The sequence below is a fragment of the Psychromicrobium lacuslunae genome (assembly GCF_000950575.1).
Lineage (GTDB): Bacteria > Actinomycetota > Actinomycetes > Actinomycetales > Micrococcaceae > Renibacterium > Renibacterium lacuslunae.
Genome location: NZ_CP011005.1, coordinates 885,676 through 911,006, shown reverse-complemented (window position 1 = coordinate 911,006; position 25,331 = coordinate 885,676). Strand labels below are relative to the sequence as shown.

18 protein-coding genes are annotated in these 25,331 nt (G+C 56.5%); 6 read left to right on the top strand and 12 right to left on the bottom strand.

Annotated features, from left to right (window positions below):
• The 4 genes from UM93_RS04195 to UM93_RS04170 form a co-directional block, all read right to left on the bottom strand.
• Positions 1-552 (bottom strand): hypothetical protein, encoded by a 552-nt coding sequence (locus tag UM93_RS04195; RefSeq protein WP_045073868.1) that lies wholly within the window; start codon positions 550-552, stop codon positions 1-3.
• Between the two features lie 34 nt (positions 553-586).
• On the bottom strand, positions 587-943 hold the full coding sequence (locus tag UM93_RS04190) for a hypothetical protein (RefSeq protein WP_045073866.1): 357 nt from the start codon (positions 941-943) through the stop codon (positions 587-589).
• Positions 944-1,134: 191 nt separating this feature from the next.
• Positions 1,135-1,467: a hypothetical protein gene (locus UM93_RS04185; protein WP_157874094.1), complete on the bottom strand. Its 333-nt coding sequence runs from the start codon at positions 1,465-1,467 to the stop codon at positions 1,135-1,137.
• Positions 1,468-2,766: 1,299 nt separating this feature from the next.
• Positions 2,767-3,153 (bottom strand): hypothetical protein, encoded by a 387-nt coding sequence (locus UM93_RS04170; protein WP_045073860.1) that lies wholly within the window; start codon positions 3,151-3,153, stop codon positions 2,767-2,769.
• A gap of 550 nt (positions 3,154-3,703) precedes the next feature.
• Here UM93_RS04170 and UM93_RS04165 point away from each other — a divergent pair.
• Positions 3,704-4,141, top strand: coding sequence for a hypothetical protein (locus tag UM93_RS04165; protein WP_157874093.1), 438 nt, complete (start codon positions 3,704-3,706; stop codon positions 4,139-4,141).
• 23 nt (positions 4,142-4,164) lie between these two features.
• Here the strand turns inward: UM93_RS04165 and UM93_RS17660 are convergent, their stop codons facing one another.
• The 3 genes from UM93_RS17660 to UM93_RS04150 all read right to left on the bottom strand — a co-directional run bounded on the left by UM93_RS17660 (position 4,165) and on the right by UM93_RS04150 (position 14,051).
• Complete coding sequence (locus tag UM93_RS17660) at positions 4,165-4,632, bottom strand: hypothetical protein (protein WP_157874092.1); 468 nt, start codon at positions 4,630-4,632, stop codon at positions 4,165-4,167.
• A gap of 300 nt (positions 4,633-4,932) precedes the next feature.
• Positions 4,933-11,232 (bottom strand): RHS repeat domain-containing protein, encoded by a 6,300-nt coding sequence (locus UM93_RS04155; protein WP_045073851.1) that lies wholly within the window; start codon positions 11,230-11,232, stop codon positions 4,933-4,935.
• Entirely contained in the window at positions 11,229-14,051 is a 2,823-nt protein-coding gene (locus tag UM93_RS04150) for a LamG-like jellyroll fold domain-containing protein (protein ID WP_045073849.1), read from the bottom strand. Before UM93_RS04150 ends, UM93_RS04155 begins: the two co-directional genes overlap by 4 nt.
• A gap of 413 nt (positions 14,052-14,464) precedes the next feature.
• Here UM93_RS04150 and UM93_RS04145 point away from each other — a divergent pair, with 413 nt between their 5' ends.
• Entirely contained in the window at positions 14,465-15,877 is a 1,413-nt protein-coding gene (locus tag UM93_RS04145) for an LPXTG cell wall anchor domain-containing protein (RefSeq protein ID WP_157874091.1), read from the top strand.
• Between the two features lie 87 nt (positions 15,878-15,964).
• On the opposite strand, the gene UM93_RS04140 is transcribed toward UM93_RS04145, so the two are convergent.
• Genes UM93_RS04140 through UM93_RS04125 form a run of 4 tightly spaced genes read right to left on the bottom strand, consistent with a single transcriptional unit; the run spans position 15,965 to position 19,956 of the window.
• The gene (locus tag UM93_RS04140; protein ID WP_045073846.1) at positions 15,965-16,588 is read right to left on the bottom strand and encodes a hypothetical protein; all 624 of its coding nucleotides are present in this window, start codon (positions 16,586-16,588) and stop codon (positions 15,965-15,967) included.
• Positions 16,589-16,594: 6 nt separating this feature from the next.
• A complete protein-coding gene (locus tag UM93_RS04135; protein WP_045073844.1) occupies positions 16,595-17,446 on the bottom strand; it encodes a transglutaminase family protein in 852 nt (283 codons plus the stop codon).
• On the bottom strand, positions 17,443-18,369 hold the full coding sequence (locus tag UM93_RS04130; RefSeq protein ID WP_045073843.1) for an alpha-E domain-containing protein: 927 nt from the start codon (positions 18,367-18,369) through the stop codon (positions 17,443-17,445). The genes UM93_RS04135 and UM93_RS04130 overlap by 4 nt, the downstream gene beginning before the upstream one ends.
• 36 nt (positions 18,370-18,405) lie before the next feature.
• Positions 18,406-19,956 carry a circularly permuted type 2 ATP-grasp protein gene (locus tag UM93_RS04125; protein WP_045073842.1) on the bottom strand — a complete coding sequence of 517 codons (1,551 nt, stop codon included), beginning with the start codon at positions 19,954-19,956 and terminating at the stop codon, positions 18,406-18,408.
• 194 nt (positions 19,957-20,150) lie between these two features.
• Here UM93_RS04125 and UM93_RS04120 point away from each other — a divergent pair, with 194 nt between their 5' ends.
• Both UM93_RS04120 and pepN read left to right on the top strand, forming a co-directional pair.
• Complete coding sequence (locus tag UM93_RS04120) at positions 20,151-21,164, top strand: YeiH family protein (RefSeq protein ID WP_234399380.1); 1,014 nt, start codon at positions 20,151-20,153, stop codon at positions 21,162-21,164.
• A 41-nt stretch (positions 21,165-21,205) separates the two neighbouring features.
• Complete coding sequence (gene pepN / locus UM93_RS04115) at positions 21,206-23,833, top strand: aminopeptidase N (protein WP_082057015.1); 2,628 nt, start codon at positions 21,206-21,208, stop codon at positions 23,831-23,833.
• Here the strand turns inward: pepN and UM93_RS04110 are convergent.
• Complete coding sequence (locus tag UM93_RS04110; RefSeq protein WP_082057014.1) at positions 23,802-24,362, bottom strand: GNAT family N-acetyltransferase; 561 nt, start codon at positions 24,360-24,362, stop codon at positions 23,802-23,804. The genes pepN and UM93_RS04110 overlap by 32 nt on opposite strands.
• A 42-nt stretch (positions 24,363-24,404) precedes the next feature.
• On the opposite strand from UM93_RS04110, the gene UM93_RS17030 reads away from it, so the two are divergent.
• Together UM93_RS17030 and UM93_RS17025 are read left to right on the top strand one after the other, a co-directional pair.
• Complete coding sequence (locus UM93_RS17030) at positions 24,405-24,833, top strand: hypothetical protein (protein ID WP_157874090.1); 429 nt, start codon at positions 24,405-24,407, stop codon at positions 24,831-24,833.
• Between the two features lie 63 nt (positions 24,834-24,896).
• Positions 24,897-25,331, top strand: coding sequence for a hypothetical protein (locus UM93_RS17025; RefSeq protein ID WP_052663612.1), 435 nt, complete (start codon positions 24,897-24,899; stop codon positions 25,329-25,331).

Here is a 25,331-nt window from a genome sequence, read left to right as displayed (position 1 = left end):
CTAATCCTTTTCAAGTCGAATGGACATGACGTGCGAATGATTATCTGCCGGATCGATGGTGGTCCACTCGCCACCTGGAGCTAAGCCAAAGCGGTAGGCAGTGAATCTGAAAGTGGCGCTAGGATACCAAGGCTCATAGTCCCCATCGCCAAAGTCCAAGGTGATGTAGGCGATCTGGGGTTGTTGGGTGACCCGCTTTGCGGAAATCAAGACGCGGCGGGCAAGCAGGACGCCTTGCGCAACGCAGCGGATACCAAAAGCCTCGAAATCAGACTCAGTGGGTTTTCCTTTGCCATCGTTCGGGTCAGTGAGTAGCCAATTAAGGGGGAGCTTGTTGACGAACCCCTCGCGATCTACGAGATAGCTCATCATCTCAATCGTGCTCCGGCCGACGCTCCGAATTTCGTCCTCAAAATACAGTAGACCATCATCAATAACCAGCGGCTCCCGCATCTGCTCTTGAATAAGAGGATCCGTATTGCCGGCTTGAATCAGTGGCTCGGCTTGACGTCTGAGCCGGGACATTGCCGCGGTGCAAACTTCGATGAACACTTGTTCTCCTACCGATTCCGAACCTGGGTCGGAATCATTCCAGCGCCAAGCCGTCAGAATCTCCAAGCACGAGCTGGGAGGGTTCTGGCCATTCGTCTGGCTCCTGATCCGGGCATGAAGCATATTCGATGAAGCTTAATACGCCTTGTGCCACAAAAATTATCACCTCGCCCTCCACCGAACCATCACTAGCGAGGAAGAAGTATCGACCGGGAATCGGACCATTCTCGACTGTCGACTTGAGCGATGTATCCGAGGGAAACAGCTCAACGACAAACCCGGTTTGGTGCGAACCGATAGTAAATTCTGCTGCTTGGCGGATCAGCGCATCATCACCAAAGATCCCTAGTATGGTTCGAAGTAGGCCACCAATTGAAGCCTTTTCATCCATCGATTCCCCCTTAGTTGAGATTGCTGAGCCACAAGGGTCCCAAAAATCCGACCTCGATACCAGTTTGGCCAACCGGATGAATCCCTATAGCTTCGTGATCAGCTCTCTATCCTGTTCGCCTCGAGATCAGTGTAAGCCTGAGCAGATCGCATTGCAGACTTAGGCGAGCGACAATGGCAGATTTCTCATAGTTACCGGAACCACTTGAGTAACGGAGCTAGCATGCGTTCGAACTCTGACTTCAGCACAGAATCCAGCACCTCTCCCTGTGGCCAGTCGAAGCTTTCGAGAACTTCTTTGACGACTTGGTTTCCGCGAGTCTCCAGGTCTGCCAATAGGAAGGGAGGGACTTCGCCTAAATCTAGGTAGTCCAGGTAGTCGGAATACTCGATTCCTATTGCGATAGCTCCATCAAGTTCACGCTGAAGATCACCCAGATCATCTCCCCCTTCAATAACTACATCCCAGGAGAAGGAGCCGAAAGCAAGCGAATTTATCACTCCTAGATCCGCGATTCTCGCCATATAGAGGATCAGAGTGAGCCACTGATCACCCCTAGTTAGATGAGGAAAGTGGAGCTGCTCTGAAAAATCTTAGATCCGAGGCAATCCAGTGAAAGACTAAGAGATGCTCATACAAATTTCTACGATGGTCATAACTGATCAATTTCACCAATCCCAACCACCCTAGGACCCTCCATGAGCTGCAGAACTGAAGCAACGCGCATGAATCCTTCGACGTTCCTGGGGACAAGAAACCTCACTTCAGCCACACAGCTGATAATTTGCGTATGAGCGAGCTCTAAGACAGCGCTATGGTGTTGAGCACCTTCTTCTGGATGCTCATCTTCGTCGCAAAAAACTATCGTACAGCTGTAGCGTGCACCCACAGGAGGTCCGCTTACGCGACCACCTTGTTCTTTAGACAACCAAGATATCTTGACTTTGGGCATCGAAACTCTTTCGAAATTGTGATGATTCGGATTAGCTCACGCATCTAACCAGCTTTCAATATTCCATCAATCTTATCCCACAAATCGTTCAACTCCTTGCGCGTCGTCTGAAGTTTTTCGACATACGAATCCTCCCATATTAAATTTGCAATCTCGTTTATCGAGTTTAGATAAACTTTGAGATTCCATCGAGCTAACTCGACAGGATCTTTTTGGCTGAATTCTCCATGTTGATCTAAGGCGACTATCGCGCTATCGATACTTTTTACCGAAAATCCGATTCTAACCAAGATTTCCAGATCAGGAAGGCGCTCTCGAAGTTCGAAAACGCACCTTCTAATCAAATCAATTTCGCTTCTTTTGAACATCTCATCCCTAGAATATCTTCACAAATCCAGTAACCCCATCCGTTGGCCTCATTTTCGTTCCATCCCAAGCTCCGTGGACAACGAGCGCCTTGGAGCACCAGCCTCGCCACCGTTTATGACTTTCCTCATTCCGATTTGTGTGGAAGTTTTGAGTACAAAGCGGACTCATCCTGTCCCCTCGCGGCAGGCGCGACCACATAAGCGTGCATAATTCGTAATAAACAATCGAACCACGTACCCACCTCACTCAATACGCAATCGAAGCATCTTGGCCTTTGTTATAAATTTCCCTCCAGGACGACCCAATCTCTAGTTGATGCCGTCCTTAGAGAGCAATAAAATACCGTCTCCGTCGAAAGCCGCGACCATTACTCCCCAAACTGAATCAACGATCAGGGCTATTTGAATCTCCGAGATATTCCCTTCGGGGACTGGCTCTAAATCCGGAGAGCTTCTTTTAACTATAAAGGCATTAAGAGGATATCCAGACGATGCGGCCATTATTAGCTTGCCGCAGAATGAACATCAAAGTTGATGTCTATCCACCAAAAAACATCGTTGTAAATATACGACTTTCCTCCGACAAAATTTGGCTTATCACCTTCCCAGTCTCCTCGATCGAAAAACTCATCCTCGACGACGAGCAGGTAATTTCCTCGCTGTGACAGAGAATTAAATAGATCTTCGACCTGAGCTAGCCAACCACCAAGTCCATGAGCCGTACCAAAGTCAATCTTGTTGTCCTGAAATTTTTCAGGCATTCTTCCTAGGATGTTCAGATAGCTAAAATTTTCTAAACAACTCGCAACCTCCTTAGCCAGCCGCAATCCACCCACCAACGAACCCCGTATCCACGGCAGGCCAAGTTCAAGATCAATCGGAAAAACCATTAGAAATCCTATTCTCAGTATGGTCTACTCTTTGTGCAAGATTATTCCATCTCTAGAATCCCAGTACCGTACCCGATTGGAGATCTCAAGTCATATTGGGGAAGCACCGGGGTGCGCGGTCGAGATCTGAGTTCAAACCTTGCTCTGGATTTCTTAGTTCCCCCAATATCTCAGATAATGGTACTGAACTCCAGACTCACGCTTCATCCTTCTGGTTCGACGTCCCCAACTCGTCCGGAAGAGTCTTCGCAGGATCTAGTGCTGCACACCGGTTGCGGCATAGCAAGCCTGGCTTGACTCAGGTTTAAAATGCTCTGCCTGCCGCTTGTCAACGACGTGCGCCTGGAGCTTCTAAGCCAGTAGGATGGCTCCAAGGGTCACAATCTAAACAACCGCTACCTGGTAGCTTTTACTAGGTTCGAAGCAGTTTCGTCGAATAAGGCAACGACGCGACGTGGGAGAAGTTTTCGTTACCTCGGCGGGTAGCAAAAAAGATGATTTTAGGCCTCTCCGCCATAAGTTGAATTCATCTGGGAGGATGCTCGCGTTCATGGGGAATATTATTGAATACTTTATCGCGAACAACAATGATGAAGCGGCTTCAGCGATTGATCTAGTCAAGGTGCCTGTGTTGGGCAAGCCAGCTATCAATGCACCTGACTCGATGGACCCCGCGCTAGCTATTGGGAGCTTATATTCTTTACTCGCCGGAGAGACGCTGGAGACCTTACTGAAGTCTAATGAGTGGTTGGAGCTTTTAATCCGCTCAAGCAACGGAGAATCTTTCGTAGTTAAGCTTAGTGATAATTTCGTTGAAACTATGAAAAGTTTCTCCTTTAGAGATTCAGGAGACATTTTAGACGATTGGTTGTCAATAAATGAAATCCGAAATACGAGGGATCAAAGTCTTGCATTCCTCCGAGAACTAAAGAAATTATGCGATATAATTTCCCCGCAGGAGCATCTCTACTGCAGGACCAGCCTGTAGAAATTACTAAAACAAATTTCTCACTAAGCACTACCAAATTTATGACTCAAGTAAGGTAGCATAAAGTCAAAGAAGTCATCAAATGTACTCTTCAAGTAATTAGGAACTCTTCTTTTTGAGACAAATATGTCCGCTTGCCCTCCCGCAACTACTTCACTAAATACATCAATCGTCTTAATTATTTCTAGTCCACGGTCTGTATTATTCATCCTCAGTGCATCAAACCTTGCCTTATTCAACACTGATTCCGCGTTATTGATGACCATATAATCACCGCCCCTCGGAAGTTTCTGTGCCTCCAATTTAACCCCCGCGAGAAAGTTTATATCACCAATATCGGCATTAGAGAAGTCATTACCTGCTACCTCATTTTGACGTAATGGACTTAACGGATCATCAATATCTGATTTGCCAAAAAACGTGACTTGATCAAGTTTTCCGGTAAATACGCAGTCCAAAAAGTCAGCGGTTCTTGCTTGCAGATCGGTCATTTTTGTATTTTGAAAACTACATCTCGAAAACCGCATCAGCCCACCCGTGGTCCGACCCAGATCCGAATTATCAAAAATGCAATCATTATACTCTGATAGACCCATCCCCGAAGCAAAGCTAAAACTTTTCAATCGTAGATTTGTAAATTTACACCTTTCAAACCTACTTTCGATTGAAACTATCCCCTTCTCGCTAGTCTCGGAAAAGTCGATATCTTTATACAAATTTTTACGCAATATTAAGTTGGTCTGAAATTTGTAATTTTCGGGGTTCTCGCTATTCATTCTCTCTCTTCCCGATCAGGGCAAGGTATAAGTGACTACCGTCACTCCACTATATCCTGGTCTTAGCAAATGGCTCGCAACCGATCCTGGTGTGGTCAACTCAATATATTCTCCAGTGGCGAGGTCAAAAAAGTCGGGGCCATTTGTTGAGTATGCGAAACGTCCAGGGAATAGTTGGTTCAGTTCCGCAGAAACCTCATTGTGAACCGTCGTTCCCTTGAACAATGGGCGAAGCCATTCTAAAATGTCGGCGGCACGCCGCATTCTCTGCGTCATTCTTGAGTTTAACCAATCTGCACCCTTCCCAGCTATATCCCGAGCTAGCCGCTGAATTATCCGGGCCCCATCTGACAGTCCTTCTTCGTCGTCATCACCGGCATCGGCAAAGCCGGTCTTAGCCGGTGGCTGGTTCGCCCCGCTGCCGCCACCAGTACTTGTCGCTGCCTCGGCTTGGTTTTCCTTCCCAATCTTCTGCGTTGCCGCTTCGCTCGCAGCATGCATCTGCGCGTTCTGAACCTGCAGCATCGCGGTGTGCGCGGCTGCGGCAGCAGCAGCCGTCGCCGCAGTGTTGGCTGGGGCTCCCACGCTACTATAGCCCCAGCCAGAACCACCATAGCCACCGCTACCTCCACCATTACCGTAGTATGGAGCCGCCGGAAGTTGGTTCCCATGTGGCGAAGCTGAACCTCCAGGTCCCCCGAAACTTGCACTCTGCCCAGGAAGATAAAACGGCGCGCAGCCTGCGGTTCCGCTACCCGCCCCATTGCAGTACGTGTATGCAGCAGAGGAATTGAACCCGTGATCAGGGCTATATATGCCTCTGCTACTTCCTGCCGCAGCAGGGGCTTTATTCACTTCAACTGGAGTGAAGGAGGTAAGAATAAAGCCGAACACAGCCCCAACAACCTCGCTCATCGACCCAGTTGCGGTTCCTCTGCCTCCACCGTCGTACATATTCCGAGAGCTACTCAGCAGCAACCCGCTCGGGTCAGACCCATTCACTGGATCGCCTTCGGCATAGGTATAGGGTCCGAATTGATTCGGTGTGTTCGTCTTCAATACCGGATCCGGACTAGTGAACACCCCTAGTACCGGATCCAGATCGCGCGCGCCCAAATGCGTCAGATCTGAACCGGTATCAGCAAGGCCACTGATATACCCATTGACCGCCCCAAAGCCGCCCGGGTTACCCGCATTCGACCCCTTACCGAGCAACCCCGGTGCAGCCGCGACGAAAGCGGCATTTCCGGTGCCTGTCCTGGACGCACTACGAGCCAAGCCATAAGGATCAGTAAACCGAGTCACAACATTTGCCGGACCCATCCCCACGCCCTGGTTCAGGATCGTCTGGCTAGTGTTGACGCTGTCACCAATCAGGAAGGAAAGCTTCGTCACCCCAGCCGAGGTCACCCTCTGCCCCACCGTCTTGCCCGCGAAAGTGTAGGTCTTCGTTGCCGTTTTGATGCCCGGAGGAGTTGCATGCGCCGTGATGTTTCCCAGAATTGCGGTGGTTCCTGAGCCGTCGACAATGCCAACCAGGTTACCGTCGGCATCGTAATAGCGATTACCATTTTCGGCTCCGCTGCCGGTTGTCGGCGCTGGTGGTGTACCGCCAGAACTATTCGGGTTGGGGTTAGCGGAGACACTGCTGACCCCACTGCTCGAACTCAGTAGACCATCGAGGGTGTAACCCAGTGTCTGCCCCGCGCGATTGGTCATCCTGCCAGCGGCATCCCATCCGAAGGAAGCAGTGCTCTGCCCTGCCGAGCTAGTAGACTTCACGCTTTGCAGACGATGAACCCCCGGGCTGCCCGCCGCCGGGTAGCTGTAGTCCTCGGTTACCGCCAGTGCACCAGCGGCATCGAAACGCTTCACTTGGGATCGGTCGCCGGCAAGGTTGTAGGAGTAGGTCTGTGCGTATGGCGCTACGCCGCCCAGACCAGCAACACTCGTACTCGCCGAAGTCGGCGCACTGCTGCAGGCTTTCGAAGCTGGAGTCCAGACCGCACCGAGATGCCCCGCGTAATCGTAGCTGTAGCACTGGAAATCGTTCGGACTACCGCTGCGCGCGGCGAACGCGGTCTCCCGTGCAGTCAGCTGACCAGCCTCGTTGTAGGTGTAGGAAACCTTGCCAAGGTCAGTGAGTGTGCCATTCAGGTTGTTATTCGCCCACTGCGACTCTAGCCGCCCTGTGGTGGCATCCCAGTTATAGAGGTTGTCAGTATTCCCAATCGAGTCAGGCTTGCCATAAACATAACCAAGGTCGTATTGGGAGTAGATCTTTATATTGCCGAGGTGGTCGTATTGGGTATTCCCCGCGATAGTGTTTCCCGGACCGTCCGAAACCGAAGTCGGATGATCCCAATCGTCGTAACCAAAGCCGAGCAATTCCTCAGCCATCCCGCCGAAAGCCGGAGTCTTCTGCTGGGCTAGTTTCCCAGTCGGGGTGTATGAGCCAAGAATTTGATGGCTACCAGCGAAGGCGCCGAGCGCCTGCGGGAATTCGGTGGTCACGGAACGCGGCTGATAATCAGCCGTATAAGAGGAGTAGCTCGTCTTGACCGGTTGATCAAAGTCCGGGCCATTGAACCTCGTGCTTGAAGTCAGCTGTCCCTTCTTCTCGCCGTCATAGACACTGCTGGAGATCGTCTTCGCCGTTCCGCCAGCCGCAGCGATCTTGACTGCTGTCGGTCGGTCGAGCTGATCGTAATCGACACTCGTCACCGCGCCCAGCGCGTCGGTAACGGTAGCCACCCGCCCGGCATTGTCATAGCTGGTGGTGGTATCACCAGAGTCAGGATCTTTGGCGAGCGTCTGCCTGCCCAGCGGATCATAGTTCCACGACCACTGGTTTCCGGCTGCGTCCTTCATACCGATCAATGCTTTGAAGCGATCAAAAGTGTAGCTGGTGGTATCTACCGTTCCGCTGGCGGTGGTGCCGTGGTACTGCAACCGCTTGATTACCGAGCCGTTGAAGTCCTTCACCACGGTCTGTGCGGCTTGGGCACCTGGACCGGTTGCGGTCACTGTGTCGTTACCCGCGTAGCTGAGCTGGGTTGACCAGAGCACCTGGTTGTCCCATTTAAGAGCGGTCAGCTTGGTCGGCCGGCCAGCCGCGTCGTAAGCGTACTCGGTGGCCGAGGGCACCGCCGCAGTGGGAATCTGCAGGGTCCCATTGGGCTCGGCGGAAAGGTAGTACTTATTCCGTTCAAACCGCACCGAACCAAGTGAGTTATACATCGTATCGGTAGCGATGGTGCCGCCACCTGGCGACTGTGCCTGGGTCTGCCGCAGTCGACCCAGACCGTCGTAGATCGCGAAGGAGGTGACCTTGGTTGAGTTCTGTTTCACTGACTTGACCCAGGAGGGCGCACTCTGGCTGACGCTGTAACTGGTTGCCACCGAAGGGTCCGGATTGCTGGCTATGGGCCGCAGCGGATCCCACATCGCAGTGGGGCGTCCCGAGGCGTCATAACGGAAAGTGCTGGAGTTTCCGTTCTCATCCGTCTGGGTGAGCGTCTTCCCACGCACCGGGTCAAGGCTGACACTAGTTACCCAGCCAAGCGGATTCGTTGCGGAAATCGAAGTTGGAAGGCCAGCCGACGGAGTATAGGCAATGCTGGTGGTTCTAGCCGTGCCGGTGTTGTTATCCGTCGAGGTAGTCGGTCGACCTAGGGCGTCGTAGCTCGTAGTTGCGCCCTGTTGCCAGTCGCCCGCGCTGTTGCCGCTCACCGATTTGGCTTGGTCGGTGCGGGTGGCCTCGCCCTTGGTCGGCGCTGTGTAGCCCGAGCTACCCGGCACCGCTGAACTATTACCGTCGTAAAGGTTCCGGCTGGACTTGAGTAGATCACCGTTTGGCGCACCGTTAGAGCATTCGTTCGCATAACTTGAACTGACTGCGGTCAGCCCGAGGATGTTCTTCGTCGTGTTATCAGCAAAAGTTGTCACCGAGCAGGATTCGTCACCGCTCACAGCGGTGTTTCCGGTTGAGGAGGTCGCGCTAATCCGGCCGTAGGAATCGAAGCTGTTGGTGGTCTTCGACTCCAGCCAGCCGCTGCCGCCCTGGCCGGATGCCTTTTTTGCGATCGTGGTGCCAACGGCGATATGCCTCGCCTGCGCCGCATTTGTCGCCTGGCTACCGGTCGCCGTCGGCGCAGAAGCCCAGGGCAGACTAATACTCGATGAAAGCACCGTTGAGCCGGTGCCGAGGAAGTTCTGGGACTCCACGCTCAGGCCTGCCAGCCACGGAGAATCGTCAATCGCTGAGCCGTTGGATACCGTCACCTTGACATCTTTCAAGGCACCGGTGGTATCGGCCGGGGTACCATCGAGGCCACGCAAATAGGTCGTCACGCTTGAGGGGTTGGCGTTATTCAGTTCGTTGCCAATGATGGTTTTGACTTGGCCGTAACCGGCGAAAACTGACCAGCTCAGCTGTGAGCCACCGCTGCCAGGCACATATTTCGCCGCCGCGTATTTGTAAGCTGGCGTGCCCAAATACTGGTATTTCGTCACTAATTGCGTTGAACCATCAGCGCCTGGGCCCGGGCTGCTGGAGACACTCGCCACCGGGTAAATGTGGAAATAATCCATTCGCGCCGGTTGAGCAATCGGCGTCGTCGGTGCCCACCATTGCGGGAAGCAGCGCTTGGTGTTCGATTGCGGGCTAGCTGGCAGATTCGTTGGCGTACATTCCGCTGCGGTATAGGTGACCGCGATAGAGGCACCGGTGACCGTCTTGATTGCAGAAATCCGGTAACGGTCCAGTGGTGCTAAACCGTCAACGACCCAGACTCGGTTCTGCAGTGTCTGGCCGCTGAAAACCGTCGCCGGATCCGAGATTGTCCCCGCCGTAGCTGCCTTTGGATCGACCCCTTGGTGGTCAATGGACCCCAGCCACAATGCTGGTTTGCTACCGTCGCCCGGGTTCGGATAAGAATGCTTTAAGTTCCAGGAGTCGGCACCGGTATACACTCCAGCGACCAGGGTTTCAGCCCGGACTTTCGTCAGCATCTGATCGGTGTAGAAGGTCGGCGAATAGGCGCTGCACAAGGGTGAGGCCGCGCAGTTGAAATTACTCGGAACATCGACTGTGGCACAGTTCGTCCCAGTGCAACGTGGCGCGTAGTCAAAGACTACGTGGAGTGGAGCCGTATCCAATAGCTCGCGCCCCGAACGCATTCCATAGTCGACCTTGATGAGTCGGGAGGCCCGAACGTAGTTTTTCACCGCCCCGCTACCGGCCTGAGCCTTGTAATTATTGGTGTCTTGGGTGTAGTAGAACGCCTCGCTATTACCGTGCAGGTCCACCACATAGTCAAGGTTCCAGGCATAAGCCTGGTTACATAGCGAGGCCGCAAAGCTCGCGTTCCAGCAGGGCTGGGTATTCTTAGCGGCACCTACCGTCACGGTGTCAACGGAATTGGTTGTCGCTTTCCCGGCGACCCAGCCAGGGAGCTTATTTAGCCCGAAGTAATATTGCGTGCCGTCGGTATCGGTCAGGCGCCAATGACCGCCATCATATGTACCGTTGACGCCCGCGACACTCAGATATTCGACCTTGGTGTTGTCGTCATTTTGCAGTTTATAAATACCGCTTGCGGCATCCTTAATAAGCTGCCCGGAACGACCGCCAAAGGAGACTGTCAGCGTCTGCCCCGCTGGGGAACCGCAAAGGTCATAAGAACCGGTGATCCCTTGATCTGCGCAGGTCGCGAAGGTCTGCCGAATGCTGCCTGCACCGCCCAGGCCCCAACCGTCGCCGACTACCGAGGCTTGATTATTCGTTGCCGAAGTCAAACCGTCAATCCGCGATGAGTCATAAGAAAAACCGAGCGAAGGACTAGGACCGGCGGGAGCTTGCCGGACGGTCAGGGGGTAATTCCAGGTGAAGCCGCCGGTCTGTGACCCGCCACCCCAAGACCCCGAGGACACCCCGGGTGTTGCTGAGAAATCCCCCGTGCCCTTGTCATTTGCCGCGGGTGGGGCGGCTAATGGCCTGAGCCCGCCAAATAGGCCCGAAGCAGCGATAGTCGTTGAAGTGAAAGGCCTGGTGACCACTGCGGGCTCGGTGCCGCTCACCGAAGCGCCGGTGCTCGTCGGATAGTTGCTTGGCGGGGTCGAAACGCTGTTATCAGACCAAGCTTGGGCCGCCACTGCGGGGATGTCCGGCACTGTCGGGGCCGCCCACGGTTGGCTGACGGGCGGCGGTGCGAAAAGACCAGCCGAGCCAGCGAGGATCGCGGTTCCCGCCAAACCCGCGATAATCAGCCGGTAGGGTGTCTTCCAGCCCGAAGCCATTAATGATGCTTTCATTTCAGAACTCCTAGCTGGCCGTTGAAAGCTGATTGGGTGCTGCTGAGTTGTTGAGGGTTCAAAATTCCTTGGCTCAATACCGGTTGATACAACTGTCCGATGAACTGCTGACCGGTGCCGGAGGTCCCCGCAGCACCCAAGAGCACCGGTTGATTTGCTGCCGAGCTCCGATGTGAATCGGCGGTTGTAGCCACCGTCCAGGTACTGGTTTTACCATCGGTGGTGAGCGTGATCCTGAGCTGTCGATTGATCTGGTCGTAAACAGCTGAGACGAAATACCACCTATTGCTGCTCAGCGCGTTCGCGTGCTGCACCGTTTCCGCGCCTGCTCCGGCCGCTCCAGTGAAGGTGGCGAGTTCAGCCAGCCCGCTGCTGGAAAGCCTGAGCGCAGCCCCCGGCGAGCCAGCCCCCGCTTGCTGGGTGATCAGCGACTGAGCTGAACTGGCAGTGGGGTCGACTGAACAGAACCAGCCGGAAACGCTGAAGCTCTTGGCGGTATCCACTGCCGATCCGACCGTGCTGGCGTAATCACCCGCAGCGGAGAACTGAAGCGCCTGAGCTTTCTCCAAGGCTGGAGAATCCGCGGGCAGACCGCCTTGGCAGCTTGTTCCGACTGGTTTACCGCCCTGCAGTTCGACGTCTACCACACTGGCGTTACCCACTGTCGAAGTGGGAAGCACCGTCTGCGGTATCTCCGCCAAGTGACCCACCGTGAAGGTGTAAGCGGATCCGGCACCCTTAATGATCTGACCGACGTTTCCGGCTTGATCGAAAGTCCAAGCAGTGATCGTGGTTGAGGTGTCTATCGCCGCGAGATGAATGCTCGCCGGAGCCTGCCCCGGGCACACCACCACGTATTCCCGGGTCCGAGTGCCACAGCTGTAGCTCGCGGGGAAGGCCGAAGTGGGTGGCCCGGAGGTCACCGCGTAGACATAACCATCCGCCGGATACTTCCCCGGATTAGCAATTTTGAAGTCATACCCAGTGGCTCCCACCACCCCGTCCGGATCGTGGTGGTTTGCATCGAAAGCAGCGGTGATCGGAGTGACGATCGGCGGGTTTGGGGCCGTGGTATCAACGGTGAAAGCGAAACTCATCAACGGTGACGCTAAGCCTTGCTGGTCCCGGGCCTCGGCGAGCAGGGTGTATTTTCCATCCGCGAGCGATGGCGATTGTTGTGCCGTCCGACCGCCCTCGCCCGGAATCGGCGTGCCCGGAGGACCTTGGAAGACTACAGTCCCTGCAGCGTTCTTCACCGCCATGGTAACCACGATGGTGCCGCCATTATTACCATCGGGATCGTAGGCATCCACATAGAAAATCGGATTCCGAAAGCGCGTCACATAGGGCGGAGTACCTGGCGTCCCTGACCAAGCACCTCCGGTGATTCCCCAGGTAACCGGGGTGACCGGTCGGGTGTCGTAAGTGACAATCAAGGTGGCTGCGTTAGCGAACTTCTTCCAGCCCAGCGAGTCACTCTCGTTATCGGCGTATAGCCCCATGGTGAATTGCTTATTGCTGCCGACCACCCCCTTGGAAGCCCCCAGGTCGAAACCGACAGTCGCCTGCGGGCAACTAGCGCTATTGCCATGCGCCACATTCTGGGTGGAGAGCTTCACGTACTTCACCGGCTGGGCATTCCAAGTTGTGCCCGCCCCGACCTGGCCCACCTGCCAAGCGCTCACCGGCCGAGCGGTGCAGGATGGGGACCAGGTCTCCACGGTATTCACTCGTGCCGCGAGAATCAGTTTGCCAAACAGCGGCGTGGTGTTGAATTGATAGAAGCTTCGGGTCACATGGGACTGGCCATCGGGAGCCCACTCCACCGGTAAATAGCCAACATGACCGGTGCCGTCGGTGCTACCACCGGGATACTGCCCATTCCAGTAGTTCGTCGAAGGATACCCCGAATCCACATAGAGATAGCCGTTCCTGGCTACCGACCAATCCGGGTCTACGTACAACGGGTAGCTCAGGCTGGGCGTGGCCAGGATAGCCGCCATATCGAAGCGCTGAACCTGCTGGCCACCCTGCGTCGTGAGATTCAAGCTAAAGGGCCGCGGCAGCGCGTTATTACCAGCGTCGAGAGCTGAGGCGGAAGGATCCTTCGAGTCCCACCACAGGCCGTGCGAACTGGACAGCTCGACCTGCCCGGTATCGGTACCGGTCGCCTTTAAACCGCCCTGCCCATCACTGGAAACTGCAGCATTATGGGAGTCCAGGTAGACCCGCATATCAACTACTCGGGGATCATTGGCTGCTTGTGGGGTATAGATCTTGAGCACCTGGCTCACCCCGGTCTTACCGGCCACCTGAACGAGGTCGACGTCGGGTAATACTTGCGGATAGGTGGCCACATTTCCCGAAACAGTGGGCACCGGCAGGGTGCCGAAGGGCCAAGATTGCTCAATGACGTGGCCCTCCTTATCGCTCACCGAGGACATTTGGGCGGTGCCGCCGTTGCTCAGCGTGATCGCGGCTGGCACCGCCTCGGGGACCAGGACCTGCTCGCCGCCAACTGTCTTGGTAACCAAATCCGTCGAAATATCCGTCCAGTTGCTACCCGGAGAGGCCTGCATTCGCACCGGCTCATTATCGAAAGTCGTGGTCACCGTGCCGTCGGGGTGTGCCACCGTTAGTTCAGTCGCCGTGGTCTCCGCCTCGGCCACCACGTCAATGCCTTGGGACACCGCTTCGGTTACGGCTTGTGACTCGGTCTTCGGGCCGGCAGCGGCCGGTGGGTTATCTGCCGCCGCTAGCGGGGCAATCAAGACTGAGAGAAAAAGCGCCCCGGCAACAACCGGAGCAAGCGATGACACAGGAAAAGAGCGCACGAATCCCCCAAAGCGCGTATCTGGTGAAAAAAGAGCGAACAGCTGAGAGGAACTTTACAACCAGATTTCTAACTAAACAACAGTTTGCGCACAGCTTTGTCACAATATTAAAGCCAGCCGAAACTAGCCTGCGAGGCGGCCAGTTTGACGCACTGTGACGTTATTTTCGGTCTCTCCTCGCGGCTGATATTGGAAGTTTTATTGGAAGTAATTGGAAGTTTTAGTTCGGGCCATCTTGCGAGATATCCATGCACCAACTGAAGCTGTACATTAACAGCTGACAGCGAGCACCCTGGGGTGCCGTTGTCCGTCCTGCAATTCGGGACTATCAATGCTTTTCACTATCGATTCGTACTCGTCTTGATGACGAAACGATCATCAAGACGGGGGTCACAACAATGACAGTACGGTCCATTCGAAGCATGCCGCTTGCTAAGGCTGCTTTAGTCGCGATGCTTTTAAGCTTGGCGATCCCGATCGCCACCAGCGCTCCAGCTAACGCAGCGGCAGAGATCACCGTGTCAGCAAGCCCGGCTACCTTGAGCACCGATGACTTAGGGCTCAAGGGCACAGAAATTACCGGAGGCTACTTTCAGGCGGATGATGTCTTGAACATCGCGCTGGATGGGGTGCCAGTGGGCCAGACCGTGCAGGTGGGCAATGTCGGCACGGTGAGCTTCACCTTCACCAAGTCCAATGTGTCCCCAGGCACCCACCTCGTGAACCTCAACTCCACGAAGGGCGGCCCTAACGGGGAGGTGAGCATCATTGTCTTGGCCGGAGCCGAACTCACCCTCAGTAAGTCCACGATAAGTTCCACCGAGCTGGCCGCGGATGGAATCAGCATTACCGGAAAAAACTTTGAAAAATATTGCAATGGAAGCTTTACGCTAGCCGGCAAACAATTCGGATATGCAAGTTGCGACGAAAGCGGTGCCTTTAGCAGCGAGAAATTCCCCGTCAAGGTTGGCGCAGGCACGTATGCTGTCACTTTCGATGACGGCTACGGTCATCAGGCTTCAGCCGAACTTACCGTGACTGGTGCTACGCCAGCAGATCCGGTTGTTTCTATTGACCCGGGAACTATTTCAGCAGCCGATCTATTTTTCAAAGGTGTGAACATCACCGGACATGGTTTCCCCGCCAATAGGGCTATAACGCTGATCTCTGAGCATGCGGGAGATGTTCTAGCCACCGTGCAGTCGGACGCTTCTGGGGATATCTCCTACCTGTTAAAAACAAGCGGATTTCTCGGAACGAGCGGTATTCAGTTCAAGAGCGGAGCCTTCTCGCCGGTCGCCCGGTTCGTTGTCACTCCAAGTTTCGGAGCGAGCCTTTCGCCGTCAACAATCTCCAGTACGGAACTCGCTTCAGCTGGCACCACAGTGCAAGGAACCTTCTTCCCGGTCGGGGCAAAAGTCACCATCACTCTGGACGGTAAGAACCCGCAAGTGGCCACGGTGGACGCCCAGCGGAACTTGCTGTACCAGTTCAAGCAAACCGGAGTTAATGCGGGTAAGCACACCATTGGATTGACTTGGTTTTTCAGCGCGCCTGCAGGGCTGCCCGCCGGAGCAGGCGGCTCTGATCATCTCAATCTGCCGCTGACTGTCACCGCTTCGCCTGCCTTGACGATTGCCCCAACGAAATCGGCGGCTCCGGCGCTGCCTGCTGTGGTACCAGCCTCGAGCACCGAGCAATTGGCCAACACCGGCAGCGATCCGGCCCCGGCTCTGCTGGGTCTGGCCCTAATCGTCCTCGGAGTCGGCGCTGTCCTGCTTTCTGCCCGACGCCGTTCTGCCGCGGGCTAAGTCCGGCAAAGCCAAGCAATCTCCGCCGAGTGTGCAGATCTACACGTTAAACCTCCGCCAAAACGTGTAGATCTGCACACTCGGCGATTAAAGGTCTCCGAGCGGACGTAGCGAATCCGTCGAAAGCATGAAGAACGCATCACCGTCGTAGACCGAAACTACTATGGCGCAGATTGCATCGACCACCCGCTGCTGATCGGCTGGATTTAGGGTTTTGCCGTTCTCGAGACCCAGCGCGGCGCCGTCTAGCCGACAAAAGTAGACATTCGTCGGGTACCCAGTAGTGTGCCGCTGGAGGAAACGAGTTACTTCGCTACTCACTTCTTCCAACGCGGCCCAACGCAGCACTCGATCGTTGACGAAGCACAATGATCCGCCTTCCTCAAGGTCCGAGTCACCTCGCGAAGCCATCTCATCCTCCACCACAATGCTTCGCACCCCATGGTCCCTGAGGTACGTCATTGCCAACGCTTCAATCGAACGACCCTCAGCACTAGGAAACTCTCGCCCCCAGGCGTTCAGCTCGGTCACCGGCGTGACGGCTGGCACCAGCGGGGCCAACAGGGTGGCTTCGCTGAACAGCTCCAGTTTCTTCAGCACCAAGGGTTCGAGGCTCCCGCCGGTGTTCATCCCGGCGCCCCACTCAAGTGAGTCCCGCACCCACTCGATACCGGCAGCCAGTTCGAAGGCAGGGCCCCCAAATTTATTCATCGTCCCTCACACCAACTGAGTAATCTCCACTGTCACCTTGAGCTGCGAGCCGCCGCCCCCGGAGAGAATTCCCTTTAGCGGTGGCACATCGCGGTAATCCCGGCCACGGGCCACCGAAACGTGCAGGTCACCGGCCGGCTTGTGATTGGTCGGGTCCCAGGAACGCCATTCACCATCCCACCACTCCAGCCAGGCATGCGACTGCCCGGAGACCGCCTCGCCCATCACGGCGTCGGCCTTGGGATGAATGTAACCGGAGACGTAGCGCGCCGGAATGCCCAGGCAGCGCAGCGCGCCAATGCCAACGTGCGCCAAGTCTTGGCAGACGCCCTTGCGTTCCAGCCAGGCTTCCTCCGCCGAGGTGTGCACTCCGGTAATACCCTTGACGTACTCCATCTCGCCACGCATCCACTCAAAAACGGTGGCTGCGGCACGATGCGGGTCAAGATCGGCAACGGCGTCTCGCACCAGTTCCTCGACCTCACCGCCGGTGCTGCTCAACCTAGTCTGCGGCAGCCAGTCGCTGAACGCATCAGTCACTTTTTCGGACCGTAGCTCCGACCAGCCCAAAACTTCATCATCGCTGGCCACTCGGCCGCTGCGATGCACTTCGACGGTTGAGGTCGCTGTCACCTCTAGGTGCTCATGTGGGGCCTGCATATCAAAGGCGGTGACCCGGCTCCCCCAGTAATCCCGGTAGGTATTGACAGCGGCCTGGCTAGGCGACACTTTTACCAAGGACTCCAGCACCACTTGCTGTGAATCCGTCACCGGCGTCATCCGCGCCTCGTTGTACGAGAGCGTAACCCGCTTGTTGTAGCTGTACCCGGTGCTGTGCACAATCCGCAGCCGACTCATGAGACCTCCCCCACCCAGGCCAGATCAACTGCCTGATTGAAATACTTCCGCGAAATCGCATCCGAGGCCTGCGCCACCGCCCGCTGCACCCGTTCCATATGTTCCGGCAGTTCTGAAAGCAGATCATCGGTGCGGTGGAATTCAAGGAAGGTCCGGGCCTGGCCAACAATACGCCGGGCATCATTAATGAAACCGACCCGCTGCGCCGAAGGATCGAGGGTTTCCAAACACTCATCGGCGTCCCGCAAGGCGTAGACGATGGAGCGCGGAAAGAGCCGGTCCAGCAGCAAGAACTCAGCCGCGTGCTGATCATTGAAGGAGACCCGCTGGGTGCGCAAAAAGGACTCATAGGCCCCGGCGCTACGCAGCATATTGACCCAGGAAATCCCGCCGGAGAGCACATCCCTGGTGGAGAGCATCCGGGCGGTCATATCGGCGCGCTCGAGCGAGCGACCAAGTACCAGGAACTGCCAGGATTCGTCGTGGCTCACCGTGGTGTCGGCCAGCCCACGCACCATCGCAGTGCGCTCCAGCACCCAATTGCAGAAACGATAGGTACCAACCACGTCCTTACGGTGTTGATTGAGACCGTAATAAGTGGTGTTCAGGCTTTCCCACAGGCTTGAAGACACGGTTTCCCTAGCCCGGCGAGCGTTCTCCCGGGCGGCGCCGAGCGAACCGGCGATCGAAGTAGCACTCTGCCGATCGTAGGCCAGTGCGTGCAAAAGATCGTTGAGACCGAATTCTTCGCCCTCAACCCGGGCACCCATCACCGCCAGCAGTTCCTCGGCGACGCTGCGACGCTCATCTTCGGGCAAGTGGTTCAGCCGTTCTAGGTGCACGTCGAGGATACGTGCGGTACCGTCGGCGCGCTCCACATAACGGCCAATCCAGAACAGTGACTCGGCGATCCGACTCAGCACTTGTTCCTCCTCTGTTGTCCCAGCACCCTTGCGACTCTACTGATCACTTTGCCGGTCCTGCCAGTTCGACTCAATCGGCCAGACCGAGACTCGTTCGCGCACCTCGATGCTCTCTCTCGGCACTCGTTCCACCGGCTGGCCACTCGATTCCGCCAGTACCCAAGTGTCTTTAGATCCCCCGCCTTGTGAAGAATTCACAATCAGCGAGCCCTCCTTGAGCGCCACCCGGGTCAGCCCACCAGGCAGCACCCAGACATCTTCGCCGTCATTCACCGCGAAAGGTCGCAGATCGACGTGCCGCGGCCCAAACTTATCGCCGGAAAGCGTCGGTACGGTGGAGAGCTGCAACACCGGTTGCGCTATCCAACCTCGCGGATCGCTCAGAATCCGCGAGCGCAACGCATCGAGCTCCTCCTTTGAAGCATCCGGGCCGATCACCAGCCCCTTACCGCCGGAGCCGTCCACCGGTTTCACCACGAGCTCGTCGAGCCGGTCCAAGACCTGCTCTCGGGCCTCGTCTTCCTCCAGACGGAAGGTGTCGACATTGGCAATAATCGGTTCTTCGCCGAGGTAATACTTGATCAGATCTGGCAAATAGCTGTAGACCAGTTTGTCATCGGCCACGCCGTTGCCCACCGCATTTGCGATCGTTACACCACCGGCCCGGGCGGCATTCACCAGCCCTGGGCAGCCGATCATCGAATCCGAGCGGAACTGCAAAGGATCGAGGAATTCATCGTCAATCCGCTTATAAATCACATCAACCCGTTCTTCACCGGCAGTGGTTCGCATATAGACCCGGTTACCGCGGCAGATCAGATCTCGCCCCTCCACCAGTTCAACCCCCATCAGCCCGGCCAGCAGGGTGTGCTCAAAATAAGCGCTATTGAAAACTCCTGGCGTGAGCACCACAACATTGGGGTGGTCGACGCCGGCCGGTGCGGTTTTGCGCAGCGCCGCGAGCAGCCGCCGCGGATACTCCTCGACGGGTCGCACCAGCTGCTGGCCAAAAGCCTCGGGCAGGCCCTTGGCCATCGCCCGCCGATTCTCCAGCACATAGGAAACCCCGCTGGGCACCCGAACATTGTCTTCAAGCACCCTAAAAGTGCCCTGTTGATCGCGAATTACGTCGATCCCGGAGATATGTACCCGCACCCCGCCAGCCGGGGTAAAGCCGGCGACCTGGCGGTGAAAGTGGGCACTCGTGGTGACCAGGGCGCGCGGCACCACGCCGTCGCTCACCACGTTCATCTTGTCGTAGACGTCGTTGAGGAAGGCCTCAAGGGTGCGCACCCGCTGTGCCACCCCGCGCTCCAAAACTGACCATTCCTGGGCTGGGATCACCCGGGGCACCAGGTCCAAGGGGAACGGTCGCTCTTCACCGGCGTAGTCGAAGGTGACGCCCCGGTCCAGGAAGGTGCGAGCCATCGAATCCGCTCGTGCGGTGACGTCGCTCAGATTGAGTTCGTCGAGCGCCTCTGAAACCTGGTGGTAGGAAGCCCGGGTCTGAAGCTCAGCGGTGAACATCTCGTCGTAGGCACCGCTTCGCGCGATCGCCGTCTCGTATTCCTTGAAAAGCTCAGACATGGGATTACCTTGCCACCTTTTGACGTCGAATTCACTATGCGACACCGCCGCGCGGCGCTCTGCTTGATTTTGCCGCAAGAACAACCGAGCAAAAGGCTCAGTCCCCCGATGGGTCCAGCGGCGCCGTCGCGAGGCCGGATCGCCTCTCGATCACGCGAAACCTGGCCGTTCCCGAGCGACGCTAGAGTGTATTGGTGCCCTCCGCTTCATTTACCGCCGCTCGCCCGCTGATCCCCGGTTTACTCGTCAGCCTGGCCTCGGTGGCATTGGCTTTCGGGGTACACGCGCTGATCCCGGCTCTGCCAGCGATGACCGTCGCCGTGGTGTTCGGTATTTTGGCGGCGAACCTCCCCGGTAGCTCGGCGGCTATAGCAGGCTCGCTGCGACCGGGTTTAAACGCTGCAGGTAAACACTTCATGCGTGCCGGGATTGTGCTGCTCGGACTCAAACTGGTCCTCGGTGACCTGCTCAACTTGGGCTGGCGCACCGTCGGCCTGGTGATCGGCGTGGTTCTGCTGAGCTTTCTCGGCACGTGGGCACTGGGGAAGGCATTTCGGCTTCCGGGCGACGCCCCGTTGCTGATTGCTAGCGGCTTTTCGATCTGCGGCGCCTCCGCCATTGGGGCGATGAGCTCAGTGCGCGGCACCGCACAAAAAGACACCGTTTTACCGGTCGCCCTGGTCACCCTCTGCGGCACGCTGGCAATCGGCTTGCTTCCGCTGCTCAGCGGTCCGCTCGGCTTGACGCCCCTCGAGTTCGGCCAATGGGTGGGCGCCTCGGTCCACGATGTCGGTCAGGTGGTGGCAACCGCGCAAACTGCCGGTGCCGCCGCGCTTGCCGCCGCCATCCTGATCAAACTGACCCGAGTGATGATGTTGGCCCCGATGGTGGCCATTGCTTCGCTGGCCGAGCGGCGAAACCGTTCCGCCGAGACTGAACGAAAAATGCCGCCGATCGTGCCGCTTTTCGTGATCGGCTTCCTCGCCATGATGGCCTTGCGCAGCACCGGCTGGCTGAGCGAAGCCGTGCTAGAGACCGGCGCGATCATTCAGGACGTGTTACTGGGGGCAGCGCTCTTCGGCCTTGGTTCTGCCGTCCGGGTGCGCGAACTCTTGGGCAGTGGCTTGCGTGCCGTGACCATGGCGCTGCTTTCCTGGCTGTTGATCGGAGTTCTCGGTTTCTTCGCCATCCATCTGATCAACGCTTAAGCCGTACCGCTCAAGGCTGTGGCCCGTGATTGAATTGTCGGGTGCCTTCTATCACCTCATCTGACCTTAATCTGAGCCGCGCCGAAGCGGCCGAACGCGCCGAGACCGTGACAGTGCATGACTATCACGTCACTCTTGATCTACGTAGCGCCCGGGAACACCCCGAAGCCGGTTTCACCACGCAGAGCATCATTACTTTCAGCGCGACGCCGGGTAGCTCCACATTCGCCGACTTCGTCGGCCGATCGGTGCAACGGGTCAATTTGAACGGTATCGATTTGCCATTGGAAGGCATTTATCAGGGCGCCCGGATCGCGCTGCCGGGACTGGCGGCTGAGAACCAGGTCATCATTACCGCGACCGCCGAATACTCACGTTCCGGCGAGGGTTTACACCGTTTTATCGACCCGGAAGATAGCAAGGTTTACCTCTACACCCAGTACGAGCCTGCTGACGCCCGGCGGGTCTTCGCAAATTTCGAGCAGCCTGATTTGAAGGGCCGCTACACCTTCGAGATCATTGCACCCTCGGATTGGCAGGTAGCCTCGAACGGTGCCGAGACGGCGGTTCAGCCGCTTAGCGGTAACTCTGAACTGAGTAAGTGGAGCTTCGCTCAGACCCAGCCCATTTCGACCTACATCACTTGCGTGTTGGCCGGTGAATACACTCATTTCAGCTCCTCCTGGTCAGGAAATGTGCGACCCAACGGAGCGGGCGAGGCCGAGCCACTTGAGATCCCGCTGGGCGCCTATTGCCGCGCCTCGGTGGCTAAAGCTTTTGACGCCGAGAACATCTTCGAATTGACCCGGGCTGGCCTGGACTTCTTACATCAGAAGTTTGATTTCGCTTACCCCTTCGGCAAGTACGACCAAGCTTTCGTGCCGGAATACAATCTGGGAGCTATGGAGAACCCCGGCCTGGTGACCTTTACCGACTCCTATGTTTTTACCTCGAAGGCCACCGACATTCAGTACCAGTTGCGCGCCAATGTCATCTTCCACGAAATGGCACACATGTGGTTCGGTGATTTAGTCACTATGCAGTGGTGGGACGATCTGTGGCTCAAGGAATCTTTCGCTGACTTCATCGGCACCCTGGTGGTTGCTGAGGCCACGCACTGGGGTGAGGCGTCGTGGGTCAGTTTCGCCAATAAACGCAAGGTCTGGGCTTACCGACAGGACCAGCTGCCCACCACTCACCCCATCGTCGCCGATATTGTCGATTTGGAAGCCGCTAAGCAGAATTTCGACGGCATCACCTACGCCAAGGGCGCTTCGGTGCTCAAGCAGCTGGTGGCTTTTGTCGGGCCGGAAGCCTTTTTTGAGGCCAGCCGACAGTATTTCCGTAAGCACGCCTTCGGCAATACCAGGCTTGAGGATCTGCTCCACGAACTCAGCGACGCTTCGGGCCGGGACATGAGCCGTTGGGCAGCTGAGTGGTTACAAACATCCGGAATTTCCACTCTCGGTGCCGAGGTCGTGGTGACTGACGGCGTTTATGATTCGGTGACTATTGTGCAGCAGGCCGTTGACCCGATCACCGGGCTTCCTGCCGAGCGTGATCACCTGCTCAACCTGGGCCTCTACTCCTACGATGCTTCAGGTGCTCTGGTTCGCACCGAATCAATCCCCCAACAGATCTCAGGCGCCCGCACCGCAGTGAGCGCTCTTGAGGGAAAACGGCAACCGGATCTGCTGCTGATCAATGACAACGACCTGAGCTATGCCAAGATCGGATTCGATGACGTTTCGCTGGCAACGGTGCTCTCCGCACTGGACCGGATTGCCGCCCCGCTGGCTCGCGCGCTGTGCTGGGCCACGCTGTGGAATATGACTCGCGATGCGATCCTACCCGCCGCAGACTATCTCGCCGCAGTGATCAAATTTGCTCCAAGCGAATCCGATGACGGAGCACTGGCTCAGCTACTGGCTAATGCCAAACACGCAATCGAGAGCTACGCACCTGCCGGGCAACGCGAGGCTCTGCGGGCCGAACTCCTGAGCACGGCGGTGGCCCAGCTAGCTGCCGGACCAGCAGGTTCAGGGCTGCAACTTGCCTGGCTACGCTCGCTCAGCTCGGTCTCGCGGGGTTCAACGGCGCAACAGAAACTATTGCGTGAGTTGCTCGGTGGCGAAGTCCCCGAGGGCTTGGTGCTCGACGCCGAGCCGCGCTGGCAAATCTTGATTGCGCTGGCCGCCAACGGTCTGGCATCCGCCGAGGAATTACAAGGGGAGCTTTCAGCGCAGCAGAGTTCGCGTGCCCGGGTAGGTTTTACCGCGGCCATGGCGGCCCGCCCCCAAGCAGAGCTCAAGGCGCAAGCTTGGCAGGCTGCGGTAGAAGCTGACGAACTCTCCAATGAGCTGCTGAGCGCCACCATCTCCGGTTTCCGGCTCGGCGCGGAGGATCTTCAGCTGCCCTACCGCGAGCGTTACTTCGAGGCCCTAGAGCGAGTATGGGCTTCGCGCAGCATCGAGATCTCCAGTCGGATCGTCGAGGGTCTCTTTCCAAGTCAGCAAGCTGAACCCGGACTTTCCTTGGATTCGCAGCCTGTGGTGCTGCTTGCCGAGGACTGGTTGGAGAGCCATCAGCAGGCACCCGCCGCTTTGCGCCGACTCATTCTCGAAGAACTTGACGACCTCAAACGATCCCTTCGGGCGCAGCTAGCCTAGCGGGTTTCGGCTCAGCGGGCGTTAAGTTCAGCGGGCGGTCGGTGAAGGCCATCCGCGGCTTGCCGTCATTCTGGTCGATAAAAACTCCTTGAAAGCTCAGCCCAAGCCGCTCGGCCACCCGTTGTGAAGGCAGGTTCGTCTCGTGGATCCAGGCGATCACCGCCACCTCCGGGTCCGCTTGCTGCGCCGCCGCCATACCAGCCCGGCCTAACTCGACGGCATAGCCGTGACCTTGCTGCTCAGTGCCCAGCCGGTAGCTCAGGTTCCAGTGCCCGCTACTGTGCCGCTGCGCACCACCAATGCCAATGATCTGATCGGAGCCGATGAGCCGAACGGTCCAGTAACTCAGTCCGTCATTGAGCCAGCGAGCTGCAGCCCGGGCAATGAATCCCTCGGTCACTGAGCGCTCCAGGTGCCTGCCCTCTGGTTCATAGACCCAGCCCTGCGGATCGTTGAACATCGTAAAAAGCTGGTCACAGTCTTCCGGCAGTGGATGCCTCAGCTCAAGTCTCTCGGTTCTCAATTCCACTCTTCCAGCCTAGCGGAGATCTCCGATTGCTACAGTATGACCATGAGAACTAATAAAATCGAGTTGCGTATTATCGAAAAAGGGGGGAACCAAGGAATAGTTCCTTATATTGATGGCAAATCATTGATTGACATTGTGGATGAATATGAGAAACTCGCCGGAAACGAACTTGGCCTGAGTCATGGAGAGCTGTGGCCGAACGTTGGGTTCTTTGGGCCGGCCGAACGTTTTTGGTATGGCGAGTTCTCCTTCCTTGACGAGTCGCAGATCTGGGTCTTGTCCTGCGACTGCGGCGAAGTTGGTTGCTGTCCCCTGCAAACGTCAGTCACCGCTGAGGCTCAGCAAGTGAGCTGGAGTAATTTCCATTCGGGCACCTCGCCGAAGCCTGTTCCCGGCATGCTCTCCTATACCTTTGAGCGCGAAGAATACGATACTCAGGTTGCAAGTATTTCTGAGTTTTTCAATCGGTAATGACGGGTATTCTCGTGATGATCGAAGAATTCGTGTCCACGATATTTCCGCTATGCTTATCGAATGAAATTAAATAGATTAGAATTCAAAGAGGAAGGTTTCGATGGTGGTACCACCGGCGGTATCACTCCCTATATTGACGGAAAGTCCCTCATCCAGCTCATTACCGACTACGAGAACTCGGCGCTGATGGATTCTGCGGGTGAATACGGCCCAGTCGCCATCGGCTGGTTTTGGAATCATAACCATCACGATTATTGGTATGGCCTGGGAAGTTTTCCCGCCCCCGATCGCATCTGGCTACTGGGCTGCGATTGCGGGGATATCGGCGACCGACCGCTGGAGGTCACGGTTGAGGCGTCCAGCAAGACCGTTATTTGGAAAGACTTCCGCTATCCTAATCGGCCTAATCGTCGATACCGCTTTGGGCCCTTTGTGTTCAGCAAACAGCACTATGACCAAGCAACTTCCGAGCTCGTCAATTTCTTCTCCACTTAG

What these genes read in the sequence shown, in the direction of transcription:
- UM93_RS04190 (WP_045073866.1), bottom strand. Translation starts at nt 943, where the DNA reads ATGGATGAAAAGGCTTCAATTGGTGGCCTACTTCGAACCATACTAGGG.
- UM93_RS04185 (WP_157874094.1), bottom strand. Translation starts at nt 1,467, where the DNA reads ATGGCGAGAATCGCGGATCTAGGAGTGATAAATTCGCTTGCTTTCGGC.
- UM93_RS04170 (WP_045073860.1), bottom strand. Translation starts at nt 3,153, where the DNA reads ATGGTTTTTCCGATTGATCTTGAACTTGGCCTGCCGTGGATACGGGGT.
- UM93_RS04165 (WP_157874093.1), top strand. Translation starts at nt 3,704, where the DNA reads ATGGGGAATATTATTGAATACTTTATCGCGAACAACAATGATGAAGCG.
- UM93_RS17660 (WP_157874092.1), bottom strand. Translation starts at nt 4,632, where the DNA reads ATGACCGATCTGCAAGCAAGAACCGCTGACTTTTTGGACTGCGTATTT.
- UM93_RS04155 (WP_045073851.1), bottom strand. Translation starts at nt 11,232, where the DNA reads ATGAAAGCATCATTAATGGCTTCGGGCTGGAAGACACCCTACCGGCTG.
- UM93_RS04145 (WP_157874091.1), top strand. Translation starts at nt 14,465, where the DNA reads ATGACAGTACGGTCCATTCGAAGCATGCCGCTTGCTAAGGCTGCTTTA.
- UM93_RS04140 (WP_045073846.1), bottom strand. Translation starts at nt 16,588, where the DNA reads ATGAATAAATTTGGGGGCCCTGCCTTCGAACTGGCTGCCGGTATCGAG.
- UM93_RS04135 (WP_045073844.1), bottom strand. Translation starts at nt 17,446, where the DNA reads ATGAGTCGGCTGCGGATTGTGCACAGCACCGGGTACAGCTACAACAAG.
- UM93_RS04125 (WP_045073842.1), bottom strand. Translation starts at nt 19,956, where the DNA reads ATGTCTGAGCTTTTCAAGGAATACGAGACGGCGATCGCGCGAAGCGGT.
- UM93_RS17030 (WP_157874090.1), top strand. Translation starts at nt 24,405, where the DNA reads ATGAGAACTAATAAAATCGAGTTGCGTATTATCGAAAAAGGGGGGAAC.
- UM93_RS17025 (WP_052663612.1), top strand. Translation starts at nt 24,897, where the DNA reads ATGAAATTAAATAGATTAGAATTCAAAGAGGAAGGTTTCGATGGTGGT.